17 protein-coding genes are annotated in these 18,343 nt (G+C 60.3%); 4 read left to right on the top strand and 13 right to left on the bottom strand.

Annotated elements, in window-relative coordinates; translation table 11 throughout:
• Nucleotide 1 precedes the first annotated feature (1 nt).
• Entirely contained in the window at nucleotides 2-823 is an 822-nt protein-coding gene (locus tag CUC44_RS01075; protein ID WP_100858162.1) for a symmetrical bis(5'-nucleosyl)-tetraphosphatase, read from the top strand.
• 98 nt (nucleotides 824-921) lie between these two features.
• Here the strand turns inward: CUC44_RS01075 and CUC44_RS01070 are convergent, their stop codons facing one another.
• The gene (locus tag CUC44_RS01070) at nucleotides 922-1,407 is read right to left on the bottom strand and encodes a 2TM domain-containing protein (RefSeq protein ID WP_100858161.1); all 486 of its coding nucleotides are present in this window, start codon (nucleotides 1,405-1,407) and stop codon (nucleotides 922-924) included.
• A 128-nt stretch (nucleotides 1,408-1,535) separates the two neighbouring features.
• Complete coding sequence (locus CUC44_RS01065; RefSeq protein WP_100858160.1) at nucleotides 1,536-2,525, bottom strand: luciferase-like monooxygenase; 990 nt, start codon at nucleotides 2,523-2,525, stop codon at nucleotides 1,536-1,538.
• Between the two features lie 304 nt (nucleotides 2,526-2,829).
• Between CUC44_RS01065 and CUC44_RS01060 the strand changes: the two genes are divergently transcribed.
• Nucleotides 2,830-3,270, top strand: coding sequence for a DUF1842 domain-containing protein (locus CUC44_RS01060; protein WP_100858159.1), 441 nt, complete (start codon nucleotides 2,830-2,832; stop codon nucleotides 3,268-3,270).
• Between the two features lie 129 nt (nucleotides 3,271-3,399).
• On the top strand, nucleotides 3,400-6,318 hold the full coding sequence (locus CUC44_RS01055) for an HD domain-containing phosphohydrolase (protein WP_100858158.1): 2,919 nt from the start codon (nucleotides 3,400-3,402) through the stop codon (nucleotides 6,316-6,318).
• A gap of 32 nt (nucleotides 6,319-6,350) precedes the next feature.
• Here CUC44_RS01055 and CUC44_RS01050 read toward each other — a convergent pair whose 3' ends face one another.
• The 5 genes from CUC44_RS01050 to rplU form a co-directional block, all read right to left on the bottom strand.
• Nucleotides 6,351-8,045, bottom strand: coding sequence for an AMP-binding protein (locus CUC44_RS01050; protein WP_100858157.1), 1,695 nt, complete (start codon nucleotides 8,043-8,045; stop codon nucleotides 6,351-6,353).
• A gap of 173 nt (nucleotides 8,046-8,218) precedes the next feature.
• Entirely contained in the window at nucleotides 8,219-9,589 is a 1,371-nt protein-coding gene (locus CUC44_RS01045) for a YjiH family protein (RefSeq protein WP_100858156.1), read from the bottom strand.
• A 370-nt stretch (nucleotides 9,590-9,959) separates the two neighbouring features.
• Nucleotides 9,960-11,162, bottom strand: coding sequence for an Obg family GTPase CgtA (gene cgtA, locus CUC44_RS01040; protein ID WP_100858155.1), 1,203 nt, complete (start codon nucleotides 11,160-11,162; stop codon nucleotides 9,960-9,962).
• 189 nt (nucleotides 11,163-11,351) lie between these two features.
• Nucleotides 11,352-11,609 (bottom strand): 50S ribosomal protein L27, encoded by a 258-nt coding sequence (gene rpmA / locus CUC44_RS01035; RefSeq protein WP_005911261.1) that lies wholly within the window; start codon nucleotides 11,607-11,609, stop codon nucleotides 11,352-11,354.
• A gap of 17 nt (nucleotides 11,610-11,626) precedes the next feature.
• Nucleotides 11,627-11,938, bottom strand: coding sequence for a 50S ribosomal protein L21 (gene rplU / locus CUC44_RS01030; RefSeq protein ID WP_005304210.1), 312 nt, complete (start codon nucleotides 11,936-11,938; stop codon nucleotides 11,627-11,629).
• Between the two features lie 242 nt (nucleotides 11,939-12,180).
• Between rplU and ispB the strand changes: the two genes are divergently transcribed.
• Complete coding sequence (gene ispB, locus CUC44_RS01025) at nucleotides 12,181-13,152, top strand: octaprenyl diphosphate synthase (RefSeq protein ID WP_100858154.1); 972 nt, start codon at nucleotides 12,181-12,183, stop codon at nucleotides 13,150-13,152.
• A 105-nt stretch (nucleotides 13,153-13,257) separates the two neighbouring features.
• Here the strand turns inward: ispB and CUC44_RS01020 are convergent, their stop codons facing one another.
• From CUC44_RS01020 to miaA, 6 genes are all read right to left on the bottom strand, one after another.
• Entirely contained in the window at nucleotides 13,258-13,446 is a 189-nt protein-coding gene (locus tag CUC44_RS01020) for a DUF2065 domain-containing protein (RefSeq protein ID WP_100858153.1), read from the bottom strand.
• Nucleotides 13,447-13,564: 118 nt separating this feature from the next.
• On the bottom strand, nucleotides 13,565-14,449 hold the full coding sequence (hflC, locus tag CUC44_RS01015) for a protease modulator HflC (RefSeq protein ID WP_100858152.1): 885 nt from the start codon (nucleotides 14,447-14,449) through the stop codon (nucleotides 13,565-13,567).
• 3 nt (nucleotides 14,450-14,452) lie between these two features.
• Nucleotides 14,453-15,607: an FtsH protease activity modulator HflK gene (gene hflK / locus CUC44_RS01010; protein ID WP_100858151.1), complete on the bottom strand. Its 1,155-nt coding sequence runs from the start codon at nucleotides 15,605-15,607 to the stop codon at nucleotides 14,453-14,455.
• Between the two features lie 92 nt (nucleotides 15,608-15,699).
• Nucleotides 15,700-16,986 carry a ribosome rescue GTPase HflX gene (gene hflX, locus CUC44_RS01005; protein ID WP_100858150.1) on the bottom strand — a complete coding sequence of 429 codons (1,287 nt, stop codon included), beginning with the start codon at nucleotides 16,984-16,986 and terminating at the stop codon, nucleotides 15,700-15,702.
• Between the two features lie 63 nt (nucleotides 16,987-17,049).
• Nucleotides 17,050-17,316, bottom strand: a complete 267-nt coding sequence (hfq, locus tag CUC44_RS01000) for an RNA chaperone Hfq (protein WP_100858149.1) — start codon at nucleotides 17,314-17,316, stop codon at nucleotides 17,050-17,052.
• A gap of 72 nt (nucleotides 17,317-17,388) precedes the next feature.
• Nucleotides 17,389-18,306: a tRNA (adenosine(37)-N6)-dimethylallyltransferase MiaA gene (gene miaA / locus CUC44_RS00995; protein WP_100858247.1), complete on the bottom strand. Its 918-nt coding sequence runs from the start codon at nucleotides 18,304-18,306 to the stop codon at nucleotides 17,389-17,391.
• Nucleotides 18,307-18,343: the final 37 nt, after the last annotated feature.

Here is an 18,343-nt window from a genome sequence, read left to right as displayed (position 1 = left end):
CATGGCAAACTGTTTTGTCGGCGATATCCAGGGCTGTTACGACGACCTGCGCCGTCTGCTGGATCTGGCCGAATTCGACTTCGATAACGACACCCTCTGGCTGTGCGGCGATCTGGTGGCCCGTGGCCCGGACTCCCTCAATACCCTGCGTTTCGTCAAATCCTTGGGCCAACGCGCCGTCACCGTGCTCGGCAACCACGATCTGCACCTGTTGGCGGTGGCCAACGGGGTCGCGCCGCTCAAGAAGAAAGACAAGCTGCAAGCCCTGATGGAGGCACCGGATCGGGATGAGCTGCTGGAGTGGCTGCGCCAGCGCCCCCTGCTGGCGGAACACCCGGACCTGCCCATCATGATGATCCACGCGGGACTCTCTCCCGCCTGGGATGCCCGCACCGCACGCAATTGCGCCCGTGAGGTGGAGAGCCTGCTGCGCGGGGATCAATACCAGTGGTTGCTGCACAACATGTACGGGGATCAACCGGACAGCTGGGACGACAACCTGCTGGGGATAGAGCGCTATCGCTACATCATCAACAGCTTCACCCGCATGCGTTTTTGCTACTTCGACGGTCGACTCGACTTCAAGTGCAAGAAGGGGCCGACAGAATCCACTCCTGGCCTGCGTCCCTGGTTTGAGCAGCGTGAGCACCACGTGGACGATCCCATACTGGTGTTCGGCCACTGGGCGGCCCTGATGGGGGTCACCGGCAAGGATGACATCAAGGGGCTGGACACTGGCTGCGTCTGGGGCAACAGCCTCACCCTGTGGCGTTATGAAGATGACGCCCTGATAGCGACCCCCTGCCCCGCCTACGCCAAGTGAGGCATAGTCACAGCCTCGTCTTGCACGGCGGCACGACTCAGTAATGAAACGGGCCCGGCATCACTGCCGGGCCCGTTTTTATGGTGATCGCCCTGAGACTAGAGTTTACGCCCCAACCGCTTTTCGATCTGGCGCCGCTCCCACTCTGGCCCAAACAGCTTGAATGGCTGGAACAGGTTGATAGCATGAGACGCCAATCCCAGCCCCCAGCCCAGTGCCGGCCACCAGGCCCAGATGTAATCCGGGTTGCTCAGATAGTTGATGATGAACAGACCCGTCATCACCAACACATAGCTGATGAGGTGGCCATAGAAGCCCTTGAGCCCCTCGACGAACTTCATCGCCTCCCGCTCATCCTGGGCGACATGCACGCTCCCCGCACTCTCGACATCGTTCCCTTTCATCTCGCTCTCCTGCAGTTGAGTCACGTCGAGCCCAAAGACGGAGGCCAGGGCCTTGAGGGATTCCAGTCCGGGTTGCTGCCCCTGCTCAATCCGCTGGATGGTGCGCACACTCAGACCGGAGAGGGTGGCCAACTGCTCCTGAGACCAACCCCGCTGCAATCTCAATTTCCTGACTATCATCATCGGCTCCTCGTGGTTATGGACAGGGCCAGCATAGGGGCGAGAGCAGGCTGATGACACGACAAAGCCCTGACATCAACCTGACTGTCGTGTTAAATCAATGCATTAGAACTCTTTTCGTCCACGATTCAGAGACTCTGCATCAGCTCGGCGGCGATCTTGAAGGAGTGCAGTCTCGCCTCGTGGTCGACGATGGGGCCGTTGAACATCAGCTCATCCGCCCCAGTTTCGGCCAGTAGCGCCTGCAAGCCGTGACGGACTCTGTCCCTGTCACCCACCAGGGAACGCGCCAGGGTCTGCTCCATCGCCATCAGCTCTCGCGGCGACCACTCCTCCCCCAGCTCCTGCACCGGCAGCGGCAACTTGCCGGCATCACCGCGATAGAGCCGCAGGAACTGCTGCTGCAGCGTGGTGAACAGGAAGCGGGCCTCTCGCTCAGTATCGGCTGCTATCACGTTGATGCACACCACGGCATAGGGCTTGGGCCAGCGGGCGGAAGGCTGGTACTGACTGCGATAGAGTTCCAGCGCCTGCAGTAGCAGGCCGGGGGCGAAGTGGGAGGCGAAGCCGAACGGCAGACCCATGGCCGCCGCCAGCTGGGCGCTGTAGAGGCTGGAGCCCAGCAACCAGATGGGGACATGCAACCCCTGACCCGGGACCGCCTGTACCGCGCCCGGTTGATCGCCAAAGTAGTGCATCAGCTCGCGTACATCGGCGGGGAAGTCATCCACCTCACCGCTCTTCTGACGGCGCAGTGCCTGCATGGTGCGCTGATCTGTGCCAGGCGCGCGCCCGAGCCCCAGATCGATACGATCAGGATAGAGAGAAGCCAAGGTGCCAAACTGTTCGGCAATCACCAGAGGCGAGTGGTTCGGCAGCATGATGCCGCCCGCCCCCAGCCGCAGCGTACTAGTGCCGCCGGCCAGATGACCAATCAAGACAGAGGTGGCGGCGCTGGCGATCCCCGGCATGTTGTGATGCTCCGCCAGCCAGTAGCGGTGGTAGCCCCACTGCTCGGCATGACGAGCCAGATCCAGTGAATGGCGAAATGATTCGGCCGGCACAGCGCCTTCGGGAACGGGTACCAGATCGAGAACGGAATAGGGGACGACAGACATGGGACACTCCATTGCAACAGGGTTCAACAAGCAGTGGGCAATGTAGCATGAGATATCTGAATGGCACACGTCTGGGGATCCTGATGAGATCGCCACCCCATCCAGCCCCCAGGAGAGGATGCGGGCTCGCTCCCTTGCCCTGCCTGCGTCTTGTCCGGTGACGTGTCTGAGCTATGCCAGGGTGGCGTGAACGTCAAGTGACATTATTCGCAGTAACGAAGAGTCCCGGGTGACACTAGTCTCTGATGGCTCGTTGTCCGGCGGTGAGCAGACCCCCTATCCCATCTCATTGGAGAATACAGGCATGAATGCAACCACTGATACCAAGACCGGCCTCTTCCTCGCCTCCTTCGACATCGGCAAAGCCAAACCGGGCGCCCCACTGCTGCGTCTTAACCTCAGCGTCTATACCCCGGGCGAAACCCTGAGCGGCGTCGCTCACCTGACCCAGGCTACCAATCCCCCGCTGGATCTGGCATCCGACGTGAAAGGCCAATACACCTATATGTGCGTCATGCCCAAGCAGTGCCATATTCTGGTGACGGCCCAGGGCTACCCCATCATCAAATGGCCACAGCACGCCGGCATAGGCCCGGTGATCCTGCCCAACTTCGAGCTGCGCATGGTGCTCAATGAAGACTGGAAGTCCGGTACCGCCAACTACAAGTACCAAGACAACCATCAAGTCTGGCACGAGGTAAAAGACGCCCCCGTCACCCTGGTGCCCGCCGCCGTACTGGCATGACTCAGGCGGCCCCGTCGGGGCCGTCTCCCCTCGAATAATCCTCTGTCGGTAATTGTGTTTTTTGTCATCCTTCGGACACACTGAATAGTTGCTCACTATGATGATTGTGTGTGGGACAAGGATACGTCCATGACAAAAGCCAGCCTGGGTCGAAGACCCTTTTATGTACACATTGCCACCCTGTTCATTCTGCTGTTCACCCTGCTGGGTGGCGCTCTCATTTTGCTGCAGTACCAGCAGAGCATGCAGCAAGGGCTGGAGCACGAGCGTCAGAGCTTTCAGCAATACAGAGATCAGCTAGCGCTGGCACTCAACCTGAACGAACGCCCGGCCCGCATGTCCCTGAGCCTGCTGCGCAGCGGCCAGTTGGCGGCCATGACGGATCTGGAGGCGCGTCTCGCTTATCTGCCACAACTGGCCGAAGTGCTGGCCAACAGTGCCAGTTATGGCGCTATCTATGCCGGTTATGAGGATGGTGACTTCTTTCTGGTCCGCAAGCTGACCCCGCGCGCCAAGGAGCGCCTGGACCAAGCCCCTCCCGCCAGCTACCTGCTGGTACAGAGCCTGAGCCAGGGCCAGGGGGAATACCTCTATTTTGACAAACGGCTGCACCTGCTCGAGCGTCGCCTCATGCCCGATTATCGCTACGATCCTCGCAGCCGTGACTGGTACAAGGAGGCCCGCTGGCGCACCGGCATCATAGTGACCCACCCCTACCTCTTCTTCACCACCATGGAGCCGGGCATGACGCTGGCGGTGGAGAGCGACAATCGTCGGGCGGTACTCGGGCTGGATACGGGCGTCGAGGGACTCTCAGCCCTGATCGGGGGGCTCGCCCTGCCCAACCACAGCCAGCTGGTGTTATTCGATGAATTTGGCACCCTGCTGGCAACTGATCCCCAGCAATTGCCCAGCTTCGATCAGCTGAGCCGTTTGCCCATGCTGTCGGCCCTCAATCACCCCATACTGACCAGGCTGCAGCAGCAAATTGCCACCCAGCCCACCCTGCTGCACGGCCCGAGCGAGCAGACCCTCAGTGCGGATGATCGCAGCAACTGGCTGGTCAACCTCTCCTCCCTGGGGGAGGGTTCACCTTTCTATATCGCCCTGCTGGTCCCCACAGAGGCGCTGACGGCGCAGGCGCGGCAAGAGGCCCTGCACAACCTGGCATGGACCCTGGCCGGTCTGCTGTTGCTGCTGCCCGTTATCTGGCTCACAGCGAGGCGCACCGCCTCCCCCCTGCTGGCGCTGACCCGGGAGGCCGAGCAGATCCAGCACTTCGATTTCAGTGACAGCCCTGGGCCAAGCTCCGCCATTCAGGAGATAGATGACCTGGCCCGCACCATGTCCGGCATGCGGCTGACCCTGGGCAACTTCATGAGCATGGGGCGGGCACTGGCGGCCGAGCGCCGCTTCGACTCCCTGCTCAGCCGGATCCTGCACGAGACGGTCGCGGCCGCCCAGGCGCAAGGAGGCTGCCTCTATCTGGCGCAAGACAAGCAGATGACAGCGGTTCAGGCCATCTGGCAGCAGCAGCCCCTGGAATGTGAGAAGGTACACTGGCAGGCGGAGCTGCTAGGCGGTCTCTACCATAGCGAGCGGCTCAGTCTGCCCCTCGATGCCGACAACTGGTCGCAATACCTAGCCGACTGGGGCCCCTTTCCCGGTCAGCGTCAGTTGCTGAGCGAGCCCCTCTACAACCATCGCCAGGAGCTGATCGGTTGCCTCTTGCTGATCCTGCCGAGCTGCTCTGAGGCCGAACTGGCCGCGCGTACCAGTCTCATCGAGGCGCTGGCCGGCATGTCGGCCTCCGCCATCGAGAACCAGCGCCTGCTGGAGGAGCAAAAGCAGTTGCTGGAAGCCTTCATCGAGCTCATCGCCGGCGCCATCGATGCCAAAAGCCCCTACACGGGCGGCCACTGCCAACGCGTCCCCGAGCTGACCCGTATGCTGACGGAGGCGGCTTGTGCCCAGAGCCAGGGCCCTTTCAGCGACTTCACACTCAACGAGGAGGAGTGGGAAGCCATTCACATCGCGAGCTGGCTGCACGACTGTGGCAAGGTCACCACCCCCGAGTTCGTGGTCGACAAGGCCACCAAGCTCGAGACCATCTACGACCGCATTCACGAAATCCGCACCCGCTTCGAGGTGCTCAAGCGCGATGCCTACATAGAGGCGCTGGCGACCCGCTTGCCGGAAGCGGAGCGGCTTGCCAGCCAGGAAGCGGTGGCCCCCGTCTGGTCCGCGCTGGACAAGGAGTTCGCCTTCGTCGCCGAGTGCAATCTCGGGGGCGAATGGATGGATCCCAAGAAACTGGAACAGCTCGACGCCATCGCCAGCCGTACCTGGCTGCGCACCCTGGATAACCGGCTTGGTCTCAGCCGGGATGCCCTCAAGCTCCATGGGGAGGCGCCCGCCTCCCTGCCCTGCCTTGAGCCGTTGCTGGCCGACAAGCCGGAGCACAAGATCCCCAGACCCGACCACGACCAGCTCACCGCGCACAATCCCTGGGGCTTCAAGGTCAAGGTCCCCACCCACCTCTACAACCGGGGGGAGCGCTACAATCTCGCCATCGGCCGCGGTACCCTCACCGAGGAGGAGCGCTACAAGATCAACGATCACATCATCCAGACCATCCGCATGCTGGAGCGCCTCCCCTTCCCCCATCACCTGCGCAAGGTGCCCGAGATAGCGGGCGGCCATCACGAGCGGATGGATGGCAAGGGCTATCCGCGCCAGTTGCAGGGCGCCCAGATGAGCATTCCCGCCCGCATCATGGCCATCGCCGACATCTTCGAGGCACTGACCGCCAGCGATCGCCCCTACAAACCGGGCAAGACGGTCTCCCAGTCACTGACCATCATGCAGAGCATGGTGCGCGAGCAGCACATCGACGAGGCGCTGTTCACCCTCTTCATCGAGAGTGGCGTCTGGCGAGACTATGCCGAGCGCTTCCTATCCCCGGAACAGCTGGACGAGGCCCAGTGCCAGGCACTGCTGGCCACGGGATCCACTACCGTGATCCCCATGACGCACGCCTCATCATGAGAAGAGGGCCAACAGGCCCTCGTATACATTGATCAGGAAGCGAGTTCGGTCGGCGGGCTCGCCAGGTAGTGACTCATGGTCTCCCGCATCTTGAACTTCTGCAGTTTGCCGGTCACCGTCATGGGGTACTCCTCCACGAAGCGGATGTACCTCGGCACCTTGAAGTAGGCGATGCGGGCAGAGAGAAACTGCCTGAGATCCTCCTCGCTCACGTCCTGATCCGGTCTGAGCTTGACCCAGGCGCACACCTCCTCACCATAACGCTCGCTGTCGACCCCGAACACGGCGGCATCCTGCACCGCCGGGTGATCGTAGAGCCAGTCCTCGACCTCCCGCGGATAGACGTTCTCGCCACCCCGGATGATCAGCTCCTTGCTGCGCCCGACGACTTGCACATAGCCCTCGTCGTCCATGATGCCTATGTCTCCCGAGTGCAACCAGCCCTCCTCGTCTATGGTGGCCGCCGTCTTGGCCGGATCCTGCCAGTAGCCCTGCATCACCCCATTGCTGCGACAGCAGATCTCCCCCTTCTCGCCGATGGGCACTATTTCGCCGCTGGGATCGAGCAGCTTGATCTCCGTGTGTCCTATGGCCCGACCGACCGTGGTCACCCGCTTGTGCAGAGGCGCATCGATGGCGGTCATGTGATTGATGGGGCTGCACTCGGTCTGACCGTAGGCGATGGTTACCTCCGTCATGTGCATCAAATCCTGTACCTTGCGCATCAGGGGCTCGGGGCAGATGGCCCCCGCCATGATGCCGGTGCGCAGGGAGGAGAGATCGAAGCGGCCGAAATCCGCCAGTTCCAGCTCGGCGATGAACATGGTCGGTACCCCGTGCAGGGCGGTGCAGCGCTCCTCACTCACCATCTGCAGCGTCGCCACCGGATCGAACGCCTCCGAGGGAAACAGGGCGCAGGCCCCCACACTGATGCAGACCAGATTGCCGAGCACCATGCCAAAGCAGTGATAGAGCGGCACCGGGATGCAGAGCCTGTCCTGCTCGCTGAAGGCCATGCCCCTTGCCACCTGCTGACCGTTGTTGAGGATGTTGCTGTGACTCAAGGTCGCCCCCTTGGGATTGCCCGTGGTGCCCGAGGTGAACTGGATATTGATAGCATCCTCTGGCCTCAGCGTGGCCGCGACCCGGGCCAGCCTCGCCGGATCCTGTTCACCTCCCAGCGCCTGTACGGCGCCGAAGTTGAGCATACCCGGTGTTGCCTCCTCGCCGAGCCGGATCACCAACCCCAGGCTCGGCAGACGGGGGGCGACAAGCTTGCCGGGTTCGCACTCCGCCAGCTCGGGGGCCAGCTCCCTCAGCATGGCGAGGTAGTCCGTCCCCTTGAAACCGCTGGCACAGATGAGGGCGCGGCAGCCCACATTGTTGATGGCGAACTCCAGCTCGTAGCTGCGATAGGCGGGATTGATGCAGACCATGATGGCGCCGATGCGGGCGGTGGCGAACTGCACCAGGCACCACTCTATGTTGTTCGGTGACCAGATGCCGACCCTGTCCCCCGGCTGGATGCCGAGCGCCAGCAGCCCCAGTGCCACCCTGTCTATCTCGGCCAGATACTCACGATAGTTCCAGCGGATCTGCTGGTGACGCACCACCACAGCTGGCCGCTCGGGAAAGCGCTCAGCTATCCCTTGCAGGTAATCGCCTATGGTCTGGTGGAGCAGGGGCTGGTCGCTGGGACCGGCCAGGTAGCTGAGGGATGAGTACATGAGTGACTCCTGGTCACGAGGGTTGGGGTCGCCCACGACTCGGCTGGCATGCAAATACGGTTGTTACGTTAATGTAAATTTCGATTATTGAGAAGGCACACTTTGGTCGAATAAGTTCCATAAAAACGGCCAACCGAAGTTGACCGTTTTGCGGTGAAGAGACGCTCGTGGATTTAGAACAGCAGGTGCGCCACGCCGGCGATGACCGGCAGGGTGACCAGGGTGCGCAGCAGGAAGATGACGAACAGCTCCCACAGCTTGACCGGGATCTTGCTGCCAAGCAGCAGGGCGCCCACTTCCGACATATAGATGAGCTGGGTGACCGACATGGCGGCGATCACGAAGCGGGTGATGTCGCTCTCTATGGTGGAGGCCAGCACAGCCGGGATGAACATGTCCGCGAAGCCGACCATGATGGTCTTGGACGCCGCCTCGGCCTCCGGCAGTTGCAGCAGCTCCAGCAAGGGCACGAAGGGAGCACCCAGCCAGTTGAACACAGGGGTGTGCTCCGCCAGCATCAGGGCGCAGGTACCGATGGCCATCACCACCGGCAGCACGCCAAACACCATGTCCAGGGCATTCTTCACCCCTTCCCGCGCCACGGCACCCAGGCTCGTCATGCTGTCGGCCTTGGTCAGCGCACGCTGATAGCCATAACTCAACACGCTGTGCTGATGGGGGATCGCCTCCTGCTTGCGGCACAGGGGGCTGCCATCGCTGTAGACATCCTTCTTCCAGGAGAGCGGCGGCAGGCGCGGCACGACGATGGCGGCCACCACCCCGGCCAGGCAGACCGTCAGGTAGAAGGGCACGAACATGTGCTCCAGCCTCACCTGGGAGATCACCACCAGGCAGAAGGTGATGGAGACGGCGGAGAAGGTGGTGCCGATGACGGCCGCTTCCCGCTGGGTGTAGAACTTGCCTTCGTACTGCTTGCTGGTGAGCAGGATGCCGACGCTGCCATCGCCGAGCCAGGAGGCAAAGCAGTCCACCGCCGAGCGACCCGGCAGGCGGAACACCGGCCGCATGATGCGAGTCATCATGGTGCCGACAAACTCCAGCAGGCCGAAGTCCAGCAACAGAGGCAACAGCAGGCCGGCGAAGATGAACACAGAGAACAGCACCGGCAGCAGATCGTGCAGCACCAGGCCACCGGTCGCCCCGGAGCGCAGCGCCTCGGGCCCTGCCTCAAAGAAAGTCAGCAGCACGAAGACGCCCCCCAGCACCCGCACACAGGCCCAGAACGGGGAGACGTTGAACAGGCTGTTGAGGAAGGGGCGACGCACCAGGATCGCCGGCTTGAACAGCCAGGCAACGAGCGTCATCAGCATGGTCGTGGTGATGATGGCACTGACCACGGCCACCAGATGATCGGCGAACACGGTCTGCACCAGTTTCGCCAGCACGGCGACGGGAATGGTGACGTTACCGTCATAGATGACCGGGGTCATAAACAGCAGGATCCCGATGAGAGACGGGACGAGGAACATCAGCAGGTTGCGGCGGGTATGGATCGCCGGGGCCTGCAGGGTCTTTTCCAACATGATCGACAGCCTTAATGTGACTTTTCCTTCAGCCAGGTCGTCTGCATGTTCATGCTCTCACCCGGCAAACGGGCGCAAGAATATCCAATAAAAACGCACAAACAAGCTTTTAATGGATTATTCCAAGCATAAATATTTCTACAGACAAACCATCCATCAGAACAAACCAAAACAGATATGCATATCAATTCAAATCGATTGGTTAGCATATTGTTTCAAAATGGTTAAGTTCAGGCGCGCAGTATAATCAGTCTCGATAGGCAGGCAATAAGTGGCATGAGAAATATATCTATATGGTGATCCCGTCGCGCTTCCCATAAAAAAACCGGAGCCTGTTGCCAGGCTCCGGTTTCGTCGTGAGCGGGAGAAATCAATCGCGCACGTAGATGACTTCGACGCCATCGTCGTCTTCGTCATCCCAGTCATCGTCATCCAGACCATCATCGAAGGCCTTGGAAGCGGCCAGCGCTTCGGCTTCCGCCTGAGCGAGCTGGTTCTTGTGGTAATCGTCCCACTTGAACTCCACCTTCTCGATGGCGGCCTTGGCATCGGCTTCCAGCTGACGAGGCATGGTATCCAGCAGATCCAGGATGTCGTAGCACACCTTCTTGGTGCCTTCCTTGCTGATGGCAGTGATCTGGTAGACAGGGCCTTCGTAGGCCAGTGCGGCCTTGACTCTGTCCATCACTTCCTGGGCTTCTTCTTCCAGGATCAGATCCATCTTGTTGAATACCAGCCAGCGCGGCTTGCTCGCGAGTTCCGGGCTGTATTTCTCCAGCTCACGGACGATGGTCACGGCGTTCTCGGCGGGATCCGAGCCATCGACCGGGCAGATGTCCACCAGGTGGATCAGCACGCGGCAGCGCTCGAGGTGCTTCAGGAAGCGGATACCCAGACCAGCCCCTTCGGCGGCCCCTTCGATCAGGCCGGGAATATCGGCGATGACGAAGGAGCGGGAGTTCTCGCCCCGTACCACGCCCAGGTTCGGCACCAGGGTGGTGAAGGGGTAATCGGCCACTTTCGGACGGGCCGCAGAGACGGCGCGGATGAAGGTGGACTTGCCGGCGTTGGGCAGACCCAGCATGCCGACGTCCGCCAGCAGCAGCAGCTCCAGCTTCAGGGTGCGCACTTCACCCGGGGTGCCGTTGCTCTTCTGGTACGGAGCACGGTTGACCGAGCTCTTGAAACGGGTGTTGCCAAGGCCATGGAAGCCACCTTTGGCGACCAGCAGTTTCTGGCCATGGGTGGTCAGGTCACCCAGCAGTTCGCCGGTGTCTTCATCGCTGGCACGGGTACCGACCGGCACGCGCAGGGTACGATCCTTGCCGCGACGACCGGTACAGTTAGCGCTCTGGCCATTCTCGCCACGCTCAGCGGCATGGAAACGCTCGAAGCGGTAGTCGATCAGGGTGTTCAGGTTTTCGTCGGCGATCAGATAGACGTCGCCACCATCGCCACCGTCACCGCCGTCCGGGCCACCGTTCGGAATGTACTTCTCACGGCGGAAGCTCACACAACCGTTACCACCGTCACCGGCATCGACTCGAATCTGGACTTCATCAACAAACTTCATAGGTAACCGTCACCTTCAATTCGAAAAACCGATACGCAATTATAGTGGTACAGACCCCTGCGGGCGAGACGCATCTGGCCGATCAGGCCCGTCTTCGCCGCCGCATCCGCGTGCCGCTTTTTCGTCAAACTCATCAGAAAAACAAAAGCCCCGCCTGTTGGCGGGGCTTTGGATCCTTGCGGTCCGTAATTACTCAGCAACGATGCTGACGTACTTACGGTTCTGCGGACCTTTAACTTCGAACAACACTTTACCGGTCGCAGTAGCGAACAGAGTGTGGTCGGTGCCCAGGCCAACGTTGGTGCCAGGGTGGAACTTGGTGCCACGCTGACGAACGATGATGCTGCCTGCCAGAACTGTTTCGCCGCCGAAACGCTTCACGCCAAGGCGTTTAGCTTCAGAATCGCGACCGTTGCGGGATGAACCGCCAGCTTTTTTGTGTGCCATCTATCGGACTCCTCTAATTAAGCGCTGATGCCAGTGATTTTGACTTCAGTGAACCACTGACGGTGGCCCGCTTGCTTACGATGGTGCTTACGACGACGGAACTTGACGATAGTCACTTTCTCGCCACGGCCGTGAGCCACAACTTCAGCTACAACCTTGCCACCTTCAACGAAAGGAGCACCTACTTTAAAAGTGTCGCCTGCAGCAACCATCAGAACTTCGTTGAAGTCGATGGTAGCGCCAGTCTCAACGTTCAGCTTTTCCAGACGAACGATTTGACCTTCGGCCACACGGTGTTGTTTTCCGCCGCTTTGGAATACCGCGTACATTTGATTAACTCCGTAAAGGCGTGTCTTTTGCTCAAGGCCAGACACGCGCAAAAACCTATAACAATGGGCCGGCATTCTACGCAAATCGATTTGCTCAGGCAAGGCCAATTTAGCAAAAAGTTTATTTTGTGCGCATATCTGCCGCCGTGAATAAACGCTTAACTGTAACCCATTGTGAAATCGTGTAGAATCCCCGCCATTGCTAAAAACGCAGTAATTGCTGCCGTCACGTTACGAGACTTATGGACCAACAGACTATCCGTGCGCTCTGTGCCGCCGACATGACGGCGGTCAATGAACTGATCCTGGCGAGACTCCAGTCCGATGTCAGTCTGATCAACCAACTGGGTTTCTACATTGTCAGTGCAGGCGGAAAACGGATGCGCCCCATGCTGACAGTCATGGCCGCCCGCGCACTGGGTTATGAAGGTGAAGATCACCTGAAACTGGCCGCCATCATCGAATTCATTCACACCTCCACCCTGCTGCACGACGACGTGGTCGACGAATCGGACCTGCGCCGTGGTCGGGAGACCGCCAACGCCATGTTTGGCAACGCCGCCAGCGTGCTGGTCGGTGATTACCTCTACAGCCGCTCCTTCCAGATGATGAGCGAGCTCTCCAACCTGAAAGTGATGGAGATTCTGGCCGACGCCACCAACACCATCGCCGAGGGGGAAGTGCTGCAGTTGATGAACTGCAACGATCCGGACACCACGGAAGAGAGCTACATGACGGTCATCTACTGCAAGACCGCCAAGCTGTTCGAGGCCGCCACCCGCCTCGCCGCCGTGCTGACCCATCAGCCTGCGTCCGTCGAGCAGGCCATGACAGATTACGGCAAGTATCTGGGCACCGCCTTCCAGATCATCGACGATGTCATGGACTACTGCTCCCAGAGCGATGAGATGGGCAAGAACGTCGGCGACGACCTGGCCGAAGGCAAACCCACCCTGCCCCTGCTGCGGGCCATGGCGGTCGGCTCCCCCGAGGAGCGCCAGCTGGTGCGCGATGCTATCGAACATCGCAACGGCATGGATCACTTAGACCAGATCCTGGCCATCCTGGATCGCACCGGTGCCCTCGAATATTCCCGCCAACGCGCCCGGGAAGAGGCCGACAAGGCCATCGCCGCCCTCGCCATCCTGCCTGACTCTGAGCACAAGCAGGCGCTGGCCACCCTGGCCGAGATGGCGGTGCAACGCAGCGCCTGACCAGCTCATCTGCTGCGCATAAAAAAGAGGCCCAGGGGCCTCTTTTTTGATCGGCGCTGTTGGTCAGCACAGGGCGCCCCGGTCGCTGGGCTGTGCCCAGCCGCCTCAGTGGCCGAGCGCCCAGAGGATGACGGCGCCGGCCACCACCAGACAGCCGCCGATGCGGCGCAGCTGCTCCGGTGGCTGATCGCTCATCAGTCGCAGCATCTGCTGCCAGGCCTTCGGCGCCAGCAAGGGCCCTAACCCCTCAAACAGCAGCAACAGCCCCAATCCCATCAACACGGATGTCAGCATCCCCTCTCCTTACTTGCCAAGACAGGTCCGCCTCGACGGCGGGCTGCCCCATGATGCAAAAAGGGCCTGAATGTTCAGGCCCTTCGTTCTTGCAGTGCTAAGCGTGGGTGTTAGACGCTTACTGCTTGTCGCCGTGAGGAGACTTGAGGTAGCGGAAGAACTCGCTGTCCGGCTTCAGGACCATGAGGTCATTGCCACCGGCGAAGCTCTTGCGGTAAGCCTCCATGCTACGCACGAAGCTGAAAAACTCGGGGTCTTTCTTGTAGCTGTCGGCATAGATCTTGGCGGCTTCGGCATCCCCTTCACCACGCAGCTGACGGGCGTTACTCTCGGCATCTGCGATCATGACGGTGACCTTGCGGTCGATGTCGGCACGCAGGATTTCAGCCTGCTCGCGGCCCTGGGAACGGTGCTCACGGGCAACCGCGGTCCGCTCGGCACGCATCCGCTGATAGATGGAGTTGGACACTTCCACCGGCAGGTTGATCTGCTTGATCCGCACATCCACCACCTTGATGCCGAGCTCGGAGGAGCGCGCCATCTTCATCAGGGCATCTTCCATCACGGTACTGCGCTCACCGGAGACTATGTCCTTGATGGTGCGGTTACCGATCTCGGAACGCAGACCGTTGTTGATCTTGCGCTTGAGCAGGTCTTCGGCCTGGATCTTGTTGCCACCACCGGTTGCCAGGTAGTACTTGGAGAAGTCCTCGATCTTCCACTTCACGTAGGAGTCGATGATGAGGTCTTTCTTCTCGGAGGTGACGAAACGATCCGCCTGGCCTTCCAGGGTCTGGATACGGGCGTCCATCTTGCGAACCTGATCGATGAGCGGCACCTTGAAGTGCAGACCCGGCTCGTAGAGACGGGGCTCACCGGAGTCAACCCGCTTGACCTTGCCGAACTGCACGACGATCCCCTTCTGACCTTCATCGATGATGAAGACGGAAGAGAAGCAGACCATGGCAGCCACAGCGATCACACCAATAGCAATCTTCTTCATCTATTAGTTTCTCCCTGTGCTGAAACGGTCGCCGCCACGCAGCGGCGTCGGAGTGGAGTTAGCCCCTTCGTTGGACGGCTGGGCCGGCTCCACCGCAGCAGTACCCGCCGCACGGGCCGGTTGTTGTACGGTATTCGCCTTGCCAGACAGCTTGTCCAGCGGCAGGTAGATCATGCTGTTGTTGCCAGCAGGCATGTCGACCACCACCTTGTTGGTTTGCTGGTAGAGCTCTTCCATGGTTTCCAGGTAGATACGGTCACGGGTCAGCTCGGGTGCGGCCTGATACTGGGGCAGCAGCTCGTTGAAGCGAGCGACTTCACCCTGGGCCTTCAGCACGATCTGGGACTTGTAACCCTCGGCTTCCTGCTCCAGACGCTTGACCTGACCACGAGCCTTGGGCTCGACTTCACGGGCATAGGCTTCCGCTTCACGAATGAAGCGCTGCTCATCTTCCTGAGCGGAGATGGCATCATCGAAGGCGTCTTTCACTTCTTCTGGCGGACGGGCTGGCAGGAAGTTGACGTCGACGATCTGCAGACCCATGTGGTAGGGCTCTATGATGCTGTCGATCACCTGCCAGGTGTCCTGACGGACCTTCTCACGACCGGTGGTCAGCACTTCGTCCATGCGGGTGTGACCCACGACATGGCGCAGGGCACTGTCGGTGGCCTGACTCAGACTCTCGTCCGCATTGGTGACGCTGAACAGGTACTGCTGGGGATCGACCACGCGATACTGCACGTCCATCTCGACCCGGACCACGTTCTCGTCCTGGGTCAGCATGAAGCCGGAGGCAGGCAGGGAGCGCACAGACTCCACATCCACCGGGATCACCTTGTCGATGAAGGTCGGTTTCCAGCGCAGGCCAGGATCCACGTTATGGGAATACTCCCCAAAACGCAGCACCACACCGCGTTCGGCTTCACGTATGGTGTAAAAGCCGCTGACGACCCACACCACCACGGCGACCACCAGTGCGATGGAGAGGCCAAACTTGCCCACATCACCACCACCGGATTTGCCACCACCGAACAGGCCACCAAAGCGGCGGCTCACCTTACGCAGCATTTCATCCAAATCAGGGGGTCCCTGATTCTTGCCGTTATTCCCCCAAGGGTCACGGTCTTTGCCGTTGTTACCAGGCTCATTCCAAGCCATCAGCGTCTCCATTAATACATGCGGATGGATATCATCTCTATCGGGTCACCAGTCGTTGACGAAGCCGCTAAGCCTTCATCCTCATCGACGAATCAATGCCTGATAAAGCGTTGTAAACTCTCACCTTCTTGTTTCATGAGGCGGTTCCAGTCGGCCACTTGCAAGCGCACCTCCAGGACAAAATCCCCCTCCTCGCTGAAACCTTCCTGCTCGATGCCCTTGAGCCGATAGAGCGCACTGCGCAATCTGGCGGCCGAGGGCGGTAATTGCAGGGTGTGATGGACCATGGATCCAGCCAGCAGTTCAGTCAGGGCCTGGAACAGGAACTCACTCCCCTCACCAGTCTGGGCAGAGAGCCAGACCCGCACCGGGCGACCCTCGTCATCCCGCTCCAGACCGGCCGGTCGCTCGGCCAGCTTGTCTATCTTGTTACAGATCATCAGCTGGGGACGGTCGTCCGCCTCGATCTCGGCCAGCACAGTCTGTACCGACTCGACATTCTCCTGCATCTGTTCGTCGGCACAGTCCACGACATGCAGCAACAAGTCCGCCTCGCGGGTCTCCTGCAGCGTCGCCTTGAAGGCCGCGACCAGATCATGGGGCAAGTGTCGAATAAATCCAACTGTATCCGCCAGAATCACATCACCCACATCCTGGATCACCAATTTACGCAGGGTGGGATCCAGAGTTGCGAACAATTGGTCGGCAGCATACACGCTGGCATCTGTAAGTTGGTTGAACAAAGTGGACTTTCCGGCGTTGGTATAGCCCACCAGAGAAACGGTCGGCACCTCGTTGCGGTTGCGGGCGCGACGACCCTGCTCCCGCTGCTTCGCCACCTTGTCGAGTCGACGCAAAATCGCCTTGATGCGTTCCCGCAGCAGGCGTCGATCGGTTTCTAATTGAGTTTCACCCGGACCACGCAGGCCGATCCCCCCCTTCTGACGCTCAAGGTGGGTCCAGCCTCGCACCAGGCGAGTAGAAAGATGGCGTAATTGGGCCAGTTCGACCTGCAACTTGCCTTCGTGAGTGCGGGCGCGCTGAGCGAAGATATCCAGGATAAGGCCGGTTCTGTCCACCACCCGGCACTGGAACAGACGCTCCAGGTTGCGCTCCTGGGCGGGGGTCAGGGCGTGGTTGAAGATGACGACGTCCGCACCCAGCATCTGTACGTGGGACGCGATCTCTTCCGCCTTGCCGCTGCCGACAAAAAACTTGGCGCTGGGGGCGCTGCGGCTGGTGGTGACCACCCCCAGCGCATTGACCCCGGCCGAGCTCACCAACATCTTGAGCTCTTCCAGATCCTCCCGCTCACCCTCATCACTGAAGTTGACATGTACCAGAACGGCCTGTTCACCAGCTTCATAACGGTCAAACAAGCGCTTGCTCCTTAACAGGTTTCATGATGAATCTGAGTTGGCGAGTCGGCTCGCCGCAGGATATCACGCCTCGGCTTCACCCTGTTGCTCTTCACCAGCGGCGCCCGGGGCGTGCTGATGATGGTTGACGGCGCGGGCCGGCACCACGGTAGAAATGGCGTGCTTGTAAACCATCTGGCTCACGGTGTTCTTCAGCAAAATGACAAACTGGTCAAACGATTCGATCTGACCCTGCAGTTTGATGCCGTTCACCAAATAGATAGAAACAGGAATCCGCTCACGGCGCAGCGCATTCAAAAACGGGTCTTGGAGAGATTGCCCCTTAGCCATCTTTCTTTTCCTTATAGTTTGTTGTTTTTAAACACCGGATATCAATATAACAACCTGATTATACAGGGAGTGTCAAGCCGCACCAGCGCGGGCGACGACCCTGGCAAGATTGCCAGACTCACCAGATTCCAACCAGGTCAGATCGGACCAGCCGCGCAACCAGGTCATCTGACGCTTGGCCAGCTGGCGGGTGGCAACGATGCCACGATAACGCATCTCATCATATCCCACTTCCCCTGCCAGGTAGTCCCACATTTGGCGGTAGCCAACGCAGCGAATTGAAGGCAGGTCCGGGGTGAGATCTCCCCGTTCAAACAGGGTTCGCACCTCTTGCTCGAAGCCGTTTTGCAGCATCAGATCGAAGCGTTGCTCGATGCGCTGGTGCAGCACGGCGCGATCGGTCGGCGCGATGGCAAACTGGTGCACCCGATACGGCAAGCCTTCCCCCTGTACCTGGGTCAGCTCGGTGAGGGTCTTGCCGCTGATGCGATAGACCTCCAGCGCCCGGCTCAGACGCTGCGGATCGTTGGGATGAATACGCGCCCCGGCCACCGGGTCGATGCGCACCAGCTCATCGTGCAGTGCCTGCCAGCCGAGGCTGGCGGCTTCGGCCTCAATCTGGGCACGAATGGCCGGATCGGCGGGAGGCAGCGGAGAGAGTCCCTCCAGCAGCGCCTTGAAGTAGAGCATGGTGCCCCCCACCAGCAGCGGGATGCGACCACGGGCCGCTATCTCGTCCATCTCGCGCAGGGCATCGCGGCAAAAATCCGCCGCCGAATAGCTCATGGCCGGATCCAGGATGTCGATCAACCGGTGCGGCGCCTGCGCCAGCTCGGCGGCACTCGGCTTGGCGGTGCCCACATCCATGCCGCGATAAATCAGTGCGGAATCCACGCTGATGATGTCGCAGGGCAGGGCCTGACACAGAGCGATGGCGAGATCCGTCTTGCCGGAGGCCGTCGGCCCCATCAGAAAAATTGCATTCGGCAAGTCAGCCACGTTCACGTTCCTCTGGCACAGGGCATCC

Source organism: Aeromonas lusitana, assembly GCF_002812985.1.
GTDB classification, from domain to species: domain Bacteria; phylum Pseudomonadota; class Gammaproteobacteria; order Enterobacterales; family Aeromonadaceae; genus Aeromonas; species Aeromonas lusitana.
The sequence above is the reverse complement of the archived record's forward strand: the minus strand, read 5'-3'. Positions and strand labels throughout refer to the sequence as shown.